This window comes from Sphingomonas sp. PP-F2F-G114-C0414, assembly GCF_003688595.1.
Taxonomy (GTDB): Bacteria; Pseudomonadota; Alphaproteobacteria; order Sphingomonadales; family Sphingomonadaceae; genus Sphingomonas.
In genome coordinates, this window is the sequence record NZ_RCWT01000009.1 from 760,948 (window position 1) to 775,976 (window position 15,029).

Genomic DNA, 15,029 nt, shown 5'->3' on the forward strand with positions numbered 1-15,029 from the left:
GCAGCCTCCGCGTATCGGACCGCCGCGCATGATCGCGCAGCCAATCCCTCACGACGTCGGGATCGCTCTGTTCATGAGGGGGGGGCGGCGTGTCGATCGGTGTGATCGCCGCGACGATCGCTCCGCAATGGCAGCCGAATCTCCACCAGTGGGAAATTCATGATGAGCATTGCAGCGACCGTTGAAACCCACGTGAATGAACCATCGAAGCAGCTAGCTGCCTGTTCCCCAATTCGGGAACAGGGCCGCACTCCAACTGGGAGTGCCTTAAAGCGGGAACAGGTAGCATTGCCTATCGAGGTCGTGCCGATGATGGGCCTGGATACCGCAGTGGGGTTGATGGGCAAGGGCCGCCGTGCAGACGAACTCTGCATCACCGTTCGCGCACTCAATTACAAAATCAGCGGCGAGCGTGGCGCGTCCGATGCCGACATCAGGTCCGCAGCGGCCGCCCGCGAGGGAAGGGGCGAACGGCTCCTCGCCCATGCACGCAGTCTTCGCACCGTACTCGCCCGCCTATTTGAACACGATTGCCTCAAGGAAGCCGCATGACCGCTATGACCCTCGCTACCGCCAGACAACGCGGCGCGGCCAGCTCCGGCGGTCGCTTCCTGCGCGTACCTGACGTGATGAAGACCACAGGCCTTGGTCGATCGACGATCTACCGCATGGTCGCGGCCGGTACGTTCCCTCAGCAAGTGAAGCTGACCGTGCAAGCCAGCGGCTGGTGGCAGGCCGACATCGATGATTGGATGCGCGAACGGCTAGCAGCGTGCCCCCTACGCCCCTGAGGATGGGGGCACTTAAGGGGGCACCTCCCAAATCAATCAACTATGAAAACGCAGGAACAACAATATCATGATCGGCGAAAACCGGCAGAGGCCAGGGGCACCATCTCTCTCCAACGATCGCGCTTCGACCCTTGCGGCTAGCGTCATACCGATCGTTCCCTTGCGAAAATTTCGCCGGTAAGGACGCGGGATGGCGAAGCGACCGGTCCGATATGTCTCGTCGCGACGGCGCAAGCGGTCCGGGCTGAGGCCATCGTCCGAGCATTGGCTGCTCCTGCTCGGCGCCGTCGTTGCGTTCGCGGTCGTCATCGGATGGCTGACCGATGTACCCTGGCCGACCGAAACCAACGCAGGCAACCGGAAACCGCGGCTGACGATGGCGCAGGCGCGTGCCTCGAACGCTCTGGTCCCGATAGTGGCCGCCAAGCGCCGGGCGGCGACGCCGTTCCGCTTCCGTGGCGGTCCGGCCGCGCGGCTCCAGGCGACCGACTGCCTCGCGACCGTCGCGCTGTACGAGGCGGGCGACGACCGCGACGCGCAGCGCGCGGTGATCCAGGTCGTGCTCAACCGCGTCGGCGCGGCGGGCTTTCCCAAGACGGTGTGCGGCGTCGTCTACCAGGGCGCGAACCGGACGACCGGGTGCCAGTTCTCATTCAGCTGCGACGGATCGCGCACGCGGCGGCCCGAACATGAGGGCTGGGAGCAGGCGCGTCGCGCCGCCCGCCGTGCGCTGAGCGGCTATGTCTACGCGCCGGTCGGCCGCGCGACGCACTATCATACCGACTGGATGGTGCCGTATTGGCGAAGCTCGCTCGTCAAGGTGGCGACCGTCGAATCCCATATCTTCTATCAACGGCGATGACGTCCATGCTTACACTTTCGAGACCGCTGGCCAGGATCGCGTGCGTCGGCGTGTTCCTCGTGGCGGGGTGTGCGGGCGGATCGTACCGCCCGGTCAGCGACGCACAGGTAAAGCTCGGCGGCCCGTATCGGGTCCGTGGCACGACCTATGTCCCGGCGGCGGACCCGAGCTACGACGTGCTCGGCTATGCGAGCTGGTACGGCAGTGAATCGGGTAACCGCACCGCCAATGGCGAGCGTTTCCGCGCCGAGTGGCCGACGGCGGCGCATACGACGCTGCCGCTGCCGACCTATGTCGAGGTCACCGCGCTCGATACCGGGCGGCGGATCATCGTCCGGATCAACGATCGCGGACCGTTTGCCGGTCATGCGCGGATCCTAGACCTGTCGCGCGGCGCCGCCGAACTGCTTGGCGTGCGCGCCGGCGGTTTGGCTGCGGTGCGAGTCCGCCGCGTCGAACCTTCCGAAAAGGATCGCGCGCGGTTGCGCAAGGGGAAGGCCGCACAGGGATTGCCGCCGATCTCCGAGCATGACCGCCTGAGCTTCCGGTCGCAGCTTTCGGCCGCGGGCTTCTGAGGCGCGCGCCCTACATCGCCAGCGCGCGATCGTAGCCGGTGAGCTCGAGATACCCCCGGCCGCCACGCGTGCGAACCGCACCCTCCCAATAGACCGGCAATCCGCTGCGGCGCGCGTCGAGTTCCTGCGCGTCGAACATCGGCGTCAGGCGCCAGCGCTGGATCCGATCGGCGATACGCACGCTGAGCTCCTGCGCCACCGGATAGGTCGCGCCGGTCGCCTTGCTCCGCCATGTCGCGAGCGGGCGGAACGCGACGTCGTTGGGCCCGAACACCGTCGTCGTGCCATCGGCGCGGCGCAGCGACCCGCCCGTCCACAAGATCCCGCCCCCCTTGCGGCGGATGCGGAACGCCATCAGTGCGGAGCCGTCGTCGAAGTTGAGCCCGGTCCAATCCCAGCCTTGCGCGGTCGGTGCGAGATAGTTCGACGACCATTCGCGATCGAGCCACGCCTCGCCGCGCACCGCGACCGCTCGCCCGCCGCGCATCACCCGCCCGGTCACGCGCAGATGCGGGATCGAGTAATAATAGCTCGCTTCCTCGGGCCGCGGCCCCTTCTGGCTATAGCCGCCACGACCCTGCGGCAGCGGCGGCTGCGTCGGCTGGAGATCGAGCGCCAGGCCGAAACCGTCGGCGGTCACGCGCGTCGTCCAATGCCCGTCCTTCGCGCGCAGCATCCGCCAGTCGCGGATCGCGATATCGGCATCGCCAGTGCGCGCCTGCGCCAAGCCGAAGCCGGCCCGCGCGGCGCGTTCGCCGTGCAGCAGCCGGCCGGTCGCGGGATCGGACAGTGCGGCGTGCGCGAACAGCACCTGGTTCGGCGCGAACCGGCTCGGGTTGCGCGTGTCGCCCGGCGGCCGCGTGCGGAAGAAGGTGACCTGAAACCCGAGATCCTCGCCCGCATCGGTCTTCAGCCAGCCGGTGACGTACCACCATTCGGTGCGGAACTGCGGATGCGCGCCGTGGCCGGCCGGGAAGCGCAGGACGATGCCGGGCCGGACGACGGGGTAGGGCGTCGCTGCTGGCGCGGCGATGCCGAGCGATGCGATCAAGCCAAGCAACAACGGCAGCTTGCGGCGCATCACCAATCCTCTCGTACCGATTGCACCGCACTCCTCGCGGTCGCGCGGCGTCCTGCCAGTACGGCGGTGATCGCGGCCGCCCCGGTCAGCGCCGCGGCGACCCCGAGCAGCGTCTCGTAGGGAATCCGCGTCGTCATCGTCCAGTTGAACGACTGGGGATTGATGACGTGGATCAGCACCTGTGACAGGATCAACCCTAGCCCGATCCCCGCAAGCGCACCCGTCAGCCCGACGATCGCGCCTTCGATTCCCAGCATTGCGGTCAACTGGCGGCGCGTCAGCCCGAGATGCCGCAGCATCCCGAACTCGCGTTCGCGCGCGATCGTCTGTGCCGACATGGTGGCCGCGACGCCGGCCAGCCCGACCAGAATCGCGACCGCTTCGAGCAGATAGGTCACCGCGAAACTCCGGTCGAAGAGCGTCAGCGCGAGTTTCCTGAGCGTTGCCGGGCGACCGACCTCGACCTGATCGCGCAGGCTTGCGGGCAAGCGCGCGGTCATCGCGTCGGCGACCTTGCCGATATCCCCGCCGGGCGCGACCATCGCCGAAATCTCGTCGCGGCCTTCGTCGCCGGTGAGCCGCTGGTAATCGCCCTCGTCGATTAGGACCGCGCCCGCTTGCCGTCCGTAATCGCGCCAGACGCCCGCGACCACGAACCGAGTGCGGCCGGCGATCGGCAGCGTGATGGTCTCGTCCGGATCCCAGCCATACAGCCGTTGTGCGGGTTCGGAGACCCAGACGGGCAGGGCGTTGGCGGGCAAGGCCGACCCCTTCGCGATCAGTACCAACAGCGGATCACGACCGCCGCGTTCGGGCCTTGCGATCAGGCTGATCGGTGGACGATCGGGCGTGATGGTCAGCGGGATCTGGCGGCTGAAGGCGAGCCGCGCGACGCCGGGCGTGGTGGCGAGACGAGTCCGCGTCGCCGGATCGAAACTCGCGCCCGCGGTCGTGCGCAGATACAGATCGGCGCCCAGCACCTGCCCGAGCCATTCGTCGACCGCGCCGCGAAAGCTGGTCACCATCGTCGCCATCGCGATCATTAGCGCGGTCGACGCGACGATCCCGCACAGCGCGGTCGCCGCTTCGCCGGGGGCACCATGGAGATGGCGGATGGCCAGCATTCCCGGCACGCTACCGCGCGTTCGCTTCGCCATCGGCGCGAGCAGCGTCCGGGCGAACCACGGCACGCCAGCGACGCCGCCCGCAAGCATCGCCGCCATCCCGGCAAAGCCGAACAGCGGGAGCCCGTTTATCGCTGGCAGCATCGCCACGCCGCCACCGACCAACAACAGCGCGGCGGCGGGCCACCACGGCACGGCGCGGCGCGGGTCGAGGACGTCGCCCGCGTTCTTCAACGCGGCGGCGGGCGCGGCGCGGGCGGCGGCGCGTGCTGGGAGCGCGCTACCCAGAACAGCGGCAAGCAGCCCGAGCGCGAAGAAGCCGAGCGCCGCTCCCGGCTGGAACACGACGTGCGCCGCGCCGCCGCCGAAATAGCCCGCGCCGAGATCGCCACCGAACCAGTGTAGCGCCGCCCAGGCGAGGCCATAGCCAGCAGCGAGCCCCGCCGATGCGCCGACCAAGCCGATCGCCAACCCCTCGACGACCACCGCCGCGACGATCCCGCCACGCGGCATGCCGAGCGTCCGCAGCAACGCGAAGGCGCGCTGGCGACGGACCACCGACAGCGACTGCGCGGAATAGACGAGGAAACCGCCCGTCAGCAGCGCCACCAGCGCCAGCATGTCGAGATTGACCCGGTACGCGCGCGACAACGAGTCGCCCTGCGCGTTCTGCGTCTGCGCGCTGGAGAGGATCGCGTCGGCGGGCAGGATGGCGCGCCACGCCGATTCCGCCGCTTGCCGATCCGCCAGCGCCAGGTCGATCCGGTCGACCCGGCCGAGGCGCCCGAACCGCCACTGCGCGGCGGCGATGTCGATCACCGCGACTGCGGTCGCGGCGTCGGACGCGGGCAGCGTGCCGGCGATACGCAGCGGCACCGACCGGCCGTTCGCGGTCACCACGATGCGCCGCCCGACCGCGGTCCTGGCCTGCGTCAGCGCGGCCCGCGACAGGAACACCGAGTCCTCGTCGAACGGGGTGTCGGTACTCGCCGCATCCTGGCCCAGACTTGGCGGACGCACGCCGATCAGCGACGGCGTCACCATCGCCGCACGGATCACGTCGACCCCGAGCAGCGTCAGCCGGGTCTTGCCGACCCGCGCATCCAGCGTGACGACCGGGCTCGCATCGGCGACGCCGTCGGCGCGTGCCACGCGCGGATAGAGCCGTTCGTCGATGCCGAGCGGGCTGGTCGCGCGGACCGACAGTTCGGCCGCACCGCTGACGCCGCGCATCGCTCCGTCGAACGCCGCTAGCGCCGATCCGTTGACGAGATGGACCGCAAATCCGAGCGCCACACCGACCAGGATCGCGACCGCGGTCAACAGGAAGCGGGCAGGGTGGAACCGGCACTCGCCGCCGATCAGCCAGCCGAGCGCGAGGCGGCTTGAGCGAAGACTCGGTTCACGCGACTCAGACGCCACGATGCTCCACCAGCCCATCGCGTCCGAGCGTCAGTACGCGGTCGGCGATCGCCGCGGTCGCTGCCGAATGCGTGACCATGATCCCCGCTGCACCGTTGCCGCGCACCGCATCGGCGAACAACGCCAGCACGCGCGCCGCCGTTTCGGGATCGAGATTGCCGGTCGGTTCGTCGGCGAGCATCAACGCAGGCCGGTGGACGAGCGCGCGTGCGATCGCGACACGCTGCAATTCGCCGCCCGACAGATCGCGCGCATAGCCGTCGCCGCGGCGACCGAGACCGACCGCATCGAGCATCGCCTCGGCACGCACTTTTGCCGCCCCGGCATCGGGCGCAATCAACGCGAGAGGGAGCGCGACGTTCTGCTGCAACGTCAGATAAGGCAGGATGTGGAAAGCCTGGAACACGAAGCCGATCCGCTCGCGCCGCAGCCGCGTCCGCGCGGTTTCGTCGAGCGGGCCGAGTATCACGCCGTCGATCGCGACGCTGCCCTCGTCGGCGTCGTCGAGCCCGGCGAGGATGTTGAGCAAGGTCGATTTGCCGACCCCCGATTCGCCGATGATCGCGACCAACTCGCCGCCTGCGACCTCGAGATCGAGGTGCTCGAACAGCCGCCGCGGCCCCGGCACCGATTTGCCGAGCGTCTTGACCGATAACAGGGGCGCGGGTTCGCTCATGGCCCAAGCCGTGCAGGAGGAGGGCGGGGTGGGCAAGTCCGATTTAGCGGATATCGCTTGATCCTGTTCATCGATGTTACCGCCCCGGTATTTCATGCGGGTATTCCGCCGCTTGCCCGCGCGGCTCCGCTCCTGCACGATCGCCGCAATAAAAAACGCGAGAGGGTCCGATGGCGCAGTACGGTGATTTCCAGAACGCGATCTATGGCGCGGGCCTGCGCGGTGTCGTGCCGAAGCTGCCGGTCGATTTCGCGACGCTCGAACGGCGCGCGAGCGCGGCGCTGCCGCCCGCGGTGCTGTCGTATCTCCAGGGCGGGTGCGGCGACGAGTTCACGCAGGACGAGAATGCGCGCGCCTTTAGCCATTGGGGCCTGGTGCCGCGGATGATGGTCGACTGCCGGACGCGTGATCTGTCGGTCGAGCTATTCGGGATGACGCTGCCGACGCCGCTGTTCATGGCTCCGGTCGGGATCAACGGCATTTGCACGCAGGATCAGCACGGCGATCTCGCCGCCGCGCGCGCTTCGGCTATGACCGGTGTGCCGCTGATGGCGTCGACGCTGTCGAACGATCCGCTCGAAACCGTGGCGCAGGCGCTGGGCGATACGCCGGGCTTCTTCCAGCTCTACACGCCGAAAGACGTCGGCGTCGCCGAGAGTCTGGTCCAGCGCGCCGAGGCGGCGGGGTACAAGGCGATCGTCGTGACGCTCGACACCTGGGTGACCGGCTGGCGACCGCGCGACCTGAATGCGGCGAACTTCCCGCAGCTTCGCGGCCATGTGCTGATGAACTACTTCTCCGACCCCGCCTTCCGCAAACTGCTCGCCAAACCACCCGAGGAGGATCCCGCGGCGGCGATCGGCGCGTGGGCCGCGACGTTCGGACGCGTGCTGACCTGGGCGGACATGCCGTGGCTGCGCTCGCTCACCAAGCTGCCGATCGTGCTCAAGGGCATCTGCCACCCCGAGGATGCGCGGCGCACGGTCGACGAGGGCGCGGACGGGATCTACTGCTCCAACCACGGCGGACGCCAGGCGAACGGCGGGATCGCCGCGATCGACATGCTCGCCGATGTCGTCGCCGCCTCGGGCTCTACGCCGGTGCTGTTCGATTCAGGCGTGCGCTCCGGCACCGACGTGGTCAAGGCACTCGCGCTCGGCGCAACCGCGGTCGGGGTGGGCCGCCCCTATACCTATGGTCTGGCACTCGATGGCGCGGACGGCGCGGCGCATGTCCTGAAGTGCCTGCTCGCCGAAGCCGACCTGCTGATGGCGGTCAACGGATACCCGAGCATCGCCGACGTGCGCGCGGCCGGCGCGGTTCGCCAATCGCGCTGAGCGGCTCAGTCGATGCGGTACTGGATCGGCTTGAAACTGCCGCCGTTCGACTGCAGCGCCGAACACGCGGTCATGCCGATCACGAGGTCCATCGCCGCACGGAAGACGATCGTGTCACCGGCCTTGCTCAGCGGCGGCTCGACCGTGAAGGCGCCCGTTTCGCCATTGATCGGCACGTTCATGAAGCAGTTGAATGCCACCGGGATCTGGTCGGGCTCGATATCCCAAGGCGCGAGCGCCTCGGCGAGATTGCCGAAACAGCCGCGATGCGGATCGGTATCGCCATAGATGATCGCGAACGTTTCCTTCGAACATGGCGTCAGCAGAAAATCATGCCGTCCGACATCGTCCGAAACGATCTCCAGCATAACGTTGCTGCGGTTCGAATAGAGCAGGTCGCCGGTCGTCAGGTACAGTCGGCTCGCATAATCGAGCGTCCGCCCCGACGAGATCGCCTCACGCACGTCCGCGCGGTTGTAGGCAAGCAAGTCCGACACTTGACGACCCTCGGGATCGATCACGGTGAGCGTCTGCCCCTTGTCGAGCGTGAACCCGGCTCCCGAACGCGGCGGGATCGTCTTGATATCATCCACGGGCTTCGCCTCGCTTGAAAGGGCATTTCCAGGATTCGTCGACGACGCGCCCACTATACTGCCGTGCTTCGCTCGATTCGCCGTGGCGCGCCAGCATCGGGTTCATCGAGCCGGCATATTCGAGATCGCGCGCGAGGATCGACGAGCGCAACTTGTCGTAGCGCTGCTGGTCGCGCAGCACTTCGAACTGGTCGTGCAGGTTGAACACCATCGCCGGCGATTCGAACTTGCGCGCCGGACGGCTCGCGTTGGGATGCAGGCCGACCACGAAGAACGCCTCGCCTGCAAAGCTCAGCGAAAAGTGCGGATCGTCGGGATCGCTGCTGACCGACGGGTCGGGGCGGTAGCCAAGCCACTCGTCCTTGTCGCTAAGTGACTGAGCACGGGCCCAAAGATGCGCCTCGAACTCTTCTTCCGACAGCAAAGCAGGCGCTTCGAACAGAATGATGAGCGTCCGGAAGATTGCGCGATCCTCACGGTATTTCCGCACCGTTTCACCCAGCGCGGGAGAAATTCTCATGTCGTCCCAAGCAGATCGCACGTCACGGGCGACCAGGATGTCCATCTGTCCCTTGGCGAGCGCCGATTTGGCGCCGACACATGGAAACTGCGGCGCCTGCACCGTTTCGATGAACTTGCGCGCGAGCGGATGATCGTTCTGGAAGATTGGCTGGTACATGGTCGGGGAGGAACCCGCGAACCGCCGCAATGTTTCGCATCCGGCATAACCTTTGATATTGATCAGTACGAATCCCGATCTGTTCTTCTATCGCGCGGGGCGGTACGAGGCCGGGTGATGAAGGGGTGTCGATGATCTCGGAAAAATTCCTCATGGGGCGCGGCCGCCATGAGCTGAGCAACGAAGAAAAGCAGGTGCTGGAGGACGGCATCGAATCCGTGCGGCAGGTGCCCGCGCGCAAACAGATCGTCCGCGCGGGCGATCTGATCGAGACGAGCACGCTGCTGATCGAGGGCTTCGTGTGCCGCTATATGGACGATCGCGAAGGCCAGCGTCAGCTGGTCGCGGTGCATGTGCCGGGCGATTTCGTCGACCTCCATGCCTTCCCGATGAAGCGGCTCGATCACGACATCGCCACGCTGGGGCCGGTGAAGATCGCCTGCTTCGAACACCGTACGCTCCAGACGATCACCGAGCGCTATCCGCATCTGACGAAAAAGCTGTGGTTCAGCACGCTGCTCGATGCGGCGATGCACCGCGAGTGGATCTTCCGGCTCGGGCGGCTCGGCGCCGAAGGGCGGATCGCGCATCTGTTCTGCGAACTGAACGCGCGGCTCGAGATGATCGGGATGGCGGCTGACGGACAGTTCATGTTGCCGATGACCCAGCCCGATCTGGCGGAGGCGACGGGGTTGACGGGAGTCCACGTCAACCGCGTGTTGCGCGTGCTGCGCGAGCGTGAATTGCTGACGTTCAAGGGCGGGCAGGTCTGCATTCTCGACCAGCAGAAACTCGCCAAGCTTGCCGAATTCGAACCGCAGTATCTGTATGGCACGCACACGGACCAGTGAACCGGAATAGTGTCGCGGATCGGCGAAGATCGCGTCCGATCCTGCGGCAGGGTTCCGCATTGTGACTTTATCACTATGCTACCCGGGACATCGACCGGGAGATCCATGTGCAATTTCTATACTTCGCCGCCAGCGCCGTCGCGCTGATGGCGTCTACCTCCGTCGTCGCGCAGCTCGCGCCCGCCGCCCAGCCACCGACGACGCCAGCCACGAACCCCTTGCTCGCGGACTGGACCGGTCCGCTGGGTGGAGTGCCGCCCTGGGACAAGGTTCGCCCCGAACTGTTCCCGCAGGCGTTCGAGACGACTCTCGCCGAACGGACCGCGGACTACCGCAAGATCGCCGACAATCCGGCCAAGCCGACCTTCGCCAACACCATCGTACCTATGCAGTTGGCCGGCAGGCGCTACGGTCAGGTGATGACGCTGTTCGGCGTGATGACCGGCAACATGAACACCCCGGCCTATCAGAAGCTCGACCGCGAATGGTCGCCCAAATTCTCCGCCGCGTCGGACGCGATCACGTTCGACAAGCCGCTGTTCGCGCGGATCCAGACGATCTACGCAGGCCGCAATTCGAGCGGGTTGAGCGCGCAGCAGATCCGGCTCGTGACGCGGATCTACGACAGCTATGTGCGGCAGGGCGCCAAGCTGACCGACGCGCAGAAGACTCAGCTTTCGCAGTATAACCAGCAACTCGCGACCGCGTTCTCGACCTTCGGCGAGAAGCTGCTCGCCGACGAGAGCACCGCCATCGCGGTCGGCGATGAAGCACAGCTTGCCGGGCTTCCCGATAGCGTGAAGGCGGTGGCCAAGGCTGCCGCTACCGAGCGGAAGCTGCCGGGCTTCGCGATCGTCAACACGCGGTCGGCGGTCGATCCCGTGCTGACCTACGCCACCGATCGTGCGCTGCGCGAGAAGGTGTGGCGCGCGTTCGTCAACCGCGGCGACAATGGCGATGCGAACGACACGAACGCGACGATCGCGCAGATCGTCAAGCTCCGCGCCGACCGCGCACATCTGCTCGGGTTCAAGACGCATGCCGACTGGCGGATGCAGGACACGATGGCCAAGACGCCCGCCGCGGCGATGAACCTGATGATGCGCGTCTGGCCCGCCGCCAAGGCGCGCGTGGCCGAGGAACTCGCGGACATGCAGAAGGTCGCCGGCACCTCGCTGACGATCGAGCCGTGGGATTACCGCTTCTACCAGGAGAAGGTGCGGAAAGCTCGGTACGACCTCGATCAGGCGCAGCTGAAGCCGTATTTCGAGCTGGGGAACATCATCCAGGGTTCGCTGTACGCCGCCAACCGGCTGTACGGGCTGAACTTCAAGGAGATCACCGGCACCGTGCCCGTGTTCGAACCGAACATGCGCGTGTGGAGCGTGACCGACAAGAACGGCAAGGATGTCGGGCTGTTCTATCGCGACGATTTCGCGCGGACCGGCAAGCGATCGGGTGCGTGGGCGAACACGTATCGTGGGCAACGTGGGCTCGCGCCGGCGCAGCTCGTGCTGTCGTCTAACAACAACAATTTCGCCAAGGGCGCGCCCGGCGAGCCGATCCTGATCAGCCTCGACGATGCGCAGACGCTGTTCCACGAGTTCGGCCACGCGATCCACGCGATGCTCCAGAACGTCTATTATCCGGGGCTCGCCGGCACGCCGCGCGACTTCGTCGAATATCCGAGCCAGGTGAACGAGCATTGGCTGCTGACCCGCGACGTGCTCGACAAATATGCGCGGCATTACCAGACCAAGGCGGCGATGCCGCAGGCGTTGCTCGACAAGATCGAGCAGTCGAGCAAGTTCAACGAGGGCTTCAAGACCGCGGAATATCTGTCGTCGGCGATCGTCGACATGAAGATCCACACCGTCCCCGACGGCGTGATCGACCCCGACAAGTTCGAGGCCGCGACGCTCGCCGAAATCGGCATGCCGAAGCAGCTAGTGATGCGCCACCGCGTGCCGCAGTTCCAGCATCTGTTCGCCTCGGACAGCTATTCGGCGGGCTATTACAGCTACCTGTGGTCCGAGACGATGGACGCGGACACCTTCGCGGCGTTCGAGGAGGCGGGCAGTCCATGGGACAAGCCGACCGCGGACAGGTTCGCGAAGATCCTGCTGTCGACGGGTAACGAGACCGATCGCGCCGAGGCGTATCGTGCGTTCCGCGGGCGTGATCCCGACGTGAATGCGCTCCTCAAGAAGCGCGGCTTTCCGACACAAGCTCCGCAGGGGACGAAGTAATGGCACCCGATCAGAAAACGCGCCTCAAGGCGATCATCGGTGGATCGACCGGCAATCTGGTCGAATGGTTCGACTGGTACGTCTATTCCGCCTTCACCCTGTATTTCGCACCGCATTTCTTCCCGTCGACCGATCGCACCGCGCAGTTGCTCAGCACGGCGGCGGTCTTCGCGGTCGGCTTCCTGATGCGGCCGATCGGTGCATGGATCATGGGCATCTATGCGGATCGCCATGGTCGCAAGGCGGGGCTGACGGTGTCGGTCACGCTGATGTGCGCGGGCTCGCTGATCATCGCGTGCACGCCGGGCTATGAGACGATCGGCGTCTTCGCACCGACGATGCTGGTGATCGCGCGGTTGATGCAGGGTCTGTCGGTCGGCGGCGAATACGGCGCGTCGGCGACGTACCTGACCGAGATGGCGGGCAAGAACCGCCGCGGGTTCTTTTCGTCGTTCCAGTACGTTACGCTGATCTCGGGCCAGCTGCTCGCGATCTGCGTGCTGCTGATCCTCCAATCGACGATGAGCGAGGCGGCGCTCGATTCCTGGGGCTGGCGCATCCCGTTCGCGATCGGCGCGGTGCTCGCCGTGGTCGTGTTCTACATCCGTCGTGGCCTTGCCGAGACGCAGAGCTTCGAGAATGCCAAGGCTGACGCAGGCGACGGCAAGCCCAAGTCGGGCTTCATCCAGCTGATCACCAAGCATCCGCGCGAGACGATCACGGTGATGCTGCTGACCGCTGGCGGTACGCTCGCCTTCTATGCCTACTCGATCTACATGCAGAAGTTCCTGGTCAACACCAGCGGGTTCAGCCGCGAAGTGGCGAGCCAGATCAACGCCGCGACGCTGTTCGTGTTCATGCTGTTGCAGCCGATCGCGGGCGGGCTTTCGGACAAGATCGGGCGCAAGCCGCTGATGGTCGGGTTCGGCATTGCCGGCGTGCTGTTCACCTACCCGATCTTCGCCGCACTGGAGACCGCGACCAACCCGATCTATGCTGGCCTGCTGGTGATGGCGGCGCTGGTGATCGTGACGGGCTATACGTCGATCAATGCGGTCGTGAAGGCGGAACTGTTCCCGGCGCACATTCGCGCGCTTGGCGTCGCCTTGCCCTATGCGCTCGCCAACACGCTGTTCGGCGGGACCGCGGAGTTCGTCGCGCTGAAGTTCAAGGGCGCGGGCTTCGAACGCGGCTTCTACTGGTATGTGACGGCGATGATCGCGGTGTCGCTGGTCGTGTACCTGCGCATGAAGGACACGCGGACGAACAGTCAGATCGTCGAGGATTGAACTTACTGCTCCCTCTCCCCTGCAGGGAGAGGGCTGGGGTGAGGGGCTGTTCCAGGGGCGATGCGCTGCTTGGCTGCCCCTCACCCCGACCCTCTCCCCGGAGGGGAGAGGGAGAAGGAATTAGCGCGGGAGCTCGATGATCGCGTCGAGACCGCCAGCCGCGCGGTTGACCAAGCGGATCTCACCGCCAGCTTCCCGGACGATCGCGCGGGCCAGCGCTAGGCCCAAGCCGATCCCCCCCGTCTCCCGGTTCCGCGAACTCTCCAACCGCGTGAAGGCATCGAACACGTCGCCCATCCGATCCTCGGGGATACCGGGCCCCTGGTCCGCGACGACGATCGCCACGGTCTTCGCACCCGCCTCGACACGCACCTCCGCCGACACGCCGTATTTGATGGCATTCTCGATCAGATTGCGCACCGCGCGGCGCATCAGCGACGGCCGCAATCGCATCCGCAACCGATCCGCCTCGACGAAGCTCACATCGCTGCCGATGTCGCGAAAATCCTCGACCACCGCATCGACCAGCGCCGCCAGATCGACATCGGTCGGCGGCTCGCTCGGCCGTCCCAGCCGCGCCAGCGACAGGATGTCGTCGAGCGTCCGGTTCATTTCCGCCACCGTGTCGATCATCTTGGCGCGATCGGTATCGTCCTCGACCGATTCGATCCGCACGCGCAGCGCGGCGAGCGGCGTCCGCAGATCATGCCCGATCGCGCCGAGCATGCGGTCCTTCTCGTCGAGCATGCCCGTCACGCGCAGCCTTAACGCGTTGAACGCAGTGATCAGTGCGGCGACGTCGTCGGGCCCTTCCGCCGGCATCGGCGCGCCGGGTTCGCCGGGCCGGAACCGCTCCGCCGCGACGCGCAGGTCACGTAGCGGGCGCGACAGTCGGCGGACGATCCACAGCACCGGCAACAGGACGATGATGTAGAGGATCGCGGTCTGGCTCAGCAACGCGAACAGCAGGCGCGCACCGGGTTGCGGCCAGGGCGCGGTGATCGTCAGCCAGCCGCGGCCGGGTTGTTCGACCGCGATCAACAGCGTGGCGCCATCGCGTTCGCCGCGGCGGATCCCCGCACGGCGGCGATTGTCGCGGTCGCTGTCGTCGTCGAGCGTCGAGGGCTGGAGCCCGGTATCGATCCGCCCGACCGTCACGCCCTGATCCCCGAGCTGGCGGCGAAGTTCGGCGGCGACCTCGGGATGGCGCTCGTCTCCGATCCGTCGGATCGGATCGGCGGGAAGACGGCGGACGCGGCCGCGATCCGCGGTCAGGGGACGCCCGCCATGCGCCTCGCGGTCGAGCGCATCGGCGATCCGGGTCGCGACCGGGCGGGTCGCCTGCGAAAGGCGAAACTCGATCCGATCGCGCAGGACCAGACCGAAGTTGATCGCCTGCGCGACGAACAGCGCGAGCGCGATCAGCAACGCCATCTGCCCGGCCAGATTGCGCGGCCACGGGCGGGTCATGAGCGTAGGATCACGGGCGGGTAATCACAG

At 66.7% G+C, this 15,029-nt stretch carries 14 protein-coding genes; 8 read left to right on the plus strand and 6 right to left on the minus strand.

Going from position 1 to position 15,029, the window contains the following annotated elements; genetic code table 11:
• Nucleotides 1-159: 159 nt before the first annotated feature.
• The 4 genes from C8J47_RS19120 (at nt 160) to C8J47_RS04125 (ending at nt 2,228) form a co-directional block, all read left to right on the plus strand.
• On the plus strand, nt 160-552 hold the full coding sequence (locus tag C8J47_RS19120) for a hypothetical protein (RefSeq protein ID WP_183129009.1): 393 nt from the start codon (nt 160-162) through the stop codon (nt 550-552).
• Nucleotides 549-791: an AlpA family transcriptional regulator gene (locus C8J47_RS04115; RefSeq protein ID WP_107952245.1), complete on the plus strand. Its 243-nt coding sequence runs from the start codon at nt 549-551 to the stop codon at nt 789-791. Before C8J47_RS19120 ends, C8J47_RS04115 begins: the two co-directional genes overlap by 4 nt.
• A 190-nt stretch (nt 792-981) precedes the next feature.
• Nucleotides 982-1,653, plus strand: a complete 672-nt coding sequence (locus C8J47_RS19710; protein ID WP_121884525.1) for a cell wall hydrolase — start codon at nt 982-984, stop codon at nt 1,651-1,653.
• Between the two features lie 5 nt (nt 1,654-1,658).
• The gene (locus tag C8J47_RS04125; protein ID WP_121884742.1) at nt 1,659-2,228 is read left to right on the plus strand and encodes a septal ring lytic transglycosylase RlpA family protein; all 570 of its coding nucleotides are present in this window, start codon (nt 1,659-1,661) and stop codon (nt 2,226-2,228) included.
• A 10-nt stretch (nt 2,229-2,238) separates the two neighbouring features.
• On the opposite strand, the gene C8J47_RS04130 is transcribed toward C8J47_RS04125, so the two are convergent.
• The 3 genes from C8J47_RS04130 to C8J47_RS04140 are packed head-to-tail and all read right to left on the minus strand — an operon-like array spanning nt 2,239 to nt 6,531.
• Entirely contained in the window at nt 2,239-3,309 is a 1,071-nt protein-coding gene (locus tag C8J47_RS04130) for a lipocalin-like domain-containing protein (protein WP_121884526.1), read from the minus strand.
• Nucleotides 3,309-5,855: an FtsX-like permease family protein gene (locus C8J47_RS04135; protein ID WP_259467338.1), complete on the minus strand. Its 2,547-nt coding sequence runs from the start codon at nt 5,853-5,855 to the stop codon at nt 3,309-3,311. The genes C8J47_RS04130 and C8J47_RS04135 overlap by 1 nt, the downstream gene beginning before the upstream one ends.
• Nucleotides 5,845-6,531: an ABC transporter ATP-binding protein gene (locus C8J47_RS04140; protein ID WP_121884528.1), complete on the minus strand. Its 687-nt coding sequence runs from the start codon at nt 6,529-6,531 to the stop codon at nt 5,845-5,847. Before C8J47_RS04140 ends, C8J47_RS04135 begins: the two co-directional genes overlap by 11 nt.
• A gap of 170 nt (nt 6,532-6,701) precedes the next feature.
• Here C8J47_RS04140 and C8J47_RS04145 point away from each other — a divergent pair, with 170 nt between their 5' ends.
• Nucleotides 6,702-7,868 (plus strand): alpha-hydroxy-acid oxidizing protein, encoded by a 1,167-nt coding sequence (locus tag C8J47_RS04145; RefSeq protein WP_121884529.1) that lies wholly within the window; start codon nt 6,702-6,704, stop codon nt 7,866-7,868.
• Nucleotides 7,869-7,873: 5 nt separating this feature from the next.
• On the opposite strand, the gene C8J47_RS04150 is transcribed toward C8J47_RS04145, so the two are convergent.
• On the minus strand, nt 7,874-8,461 hold the full coding sequence (locus C8J47_RS04150; RefSeq protein ID WP_121884530.1) for a DUF1989 domain-containing protein: 588 nt from the start codon (nt 8,459-8,461) through the stop codon (nt 7,874-7,876).
• Nucleotides 8,454-9,140 (minus strand): guanitoxin biosynthesis heme-dependent pre-guanitoxin N-hydroxylase GntA, encoded by a 687-nt coding sequence (gene gntA, locus C8J47_RS04155; RefSeq protein ID WP_056051135.1) that lies wholly within the window; start codon nt 9,138-9,140, stop codon nt 8,454-8,456. Before gntA ends, C8J47_RS04150 begins: the two co-directional genes overlap by 8 nt.
• A gap of 131 nt (nt 9,141-9,271) precedes the next feature.
• Here gntA and C8J47_RS04160 point away from each other — a divergent pair, with 131 nt between their 5' ends.
• The 3 genes from C8J47_RS04160 to C8J47_RS04170 all read left to right on the plus strand — a co-directional run bounded on the left by C8J47_RS04160 (nt 9,272) and on the right by C8J47_RS04170 (nt 13,529).
• Nucleotides 9,272-9,991 carry a Crp/Fnr family transcriptional regulator gene (locus C8J47_RS04160; protein WP_121884743.1) on the plus strand — a complete coding sequence of 240 codons (720 nt, stop codon included), beginning with the start codon at nt 9,272-9,274 and terminating at the stop codon, nt 9,989-9,991.
• 107 nt (nt 9,992-10,098) lie between these two features.
• A complete protein-coding gene (locus tag C8J47_RS04165; protein ID WP_121884531.1) occupies nt 10,099-12,240 on the plus strand; it encodes a M3 family metallopeptidase in 2,142 nt (713 codons plus the stop codon).
• A complete protein-coding gene (locus C8J47_RS04170; protein ID WP_107952251.1) occupies nt 12,240-13,529 on the plus strand; it encodes an MFS transporter in 1,290 nt (429 codons plus the stop codon). Before C8J47_RS04165 ends, C8J47_RS04170 begins: the two co-directional genes overlap by 1 nt.
• Before the next feature lie 120 nt (nt 13,530-13,649).
• Here C8J47_RS04170 and C8J47_RS04175 read toward each other — a convergent pair whose 3' ends face one another.
• Nucleotides 13,650-14,999 (minus strand): HAMP domain-containing sensor histidine kinase, encoded by a 1,350-nt coding sequence (locus C8J47_RS04175; RefSeq protein WP_259467340.1) that lies wholly within the window; start codon nt 14,997-14,999, stop codon nt 13,650-13,652.
• Between the last annotated feature and the right edge of the window lie 30 nt (nt 15,000-15,029).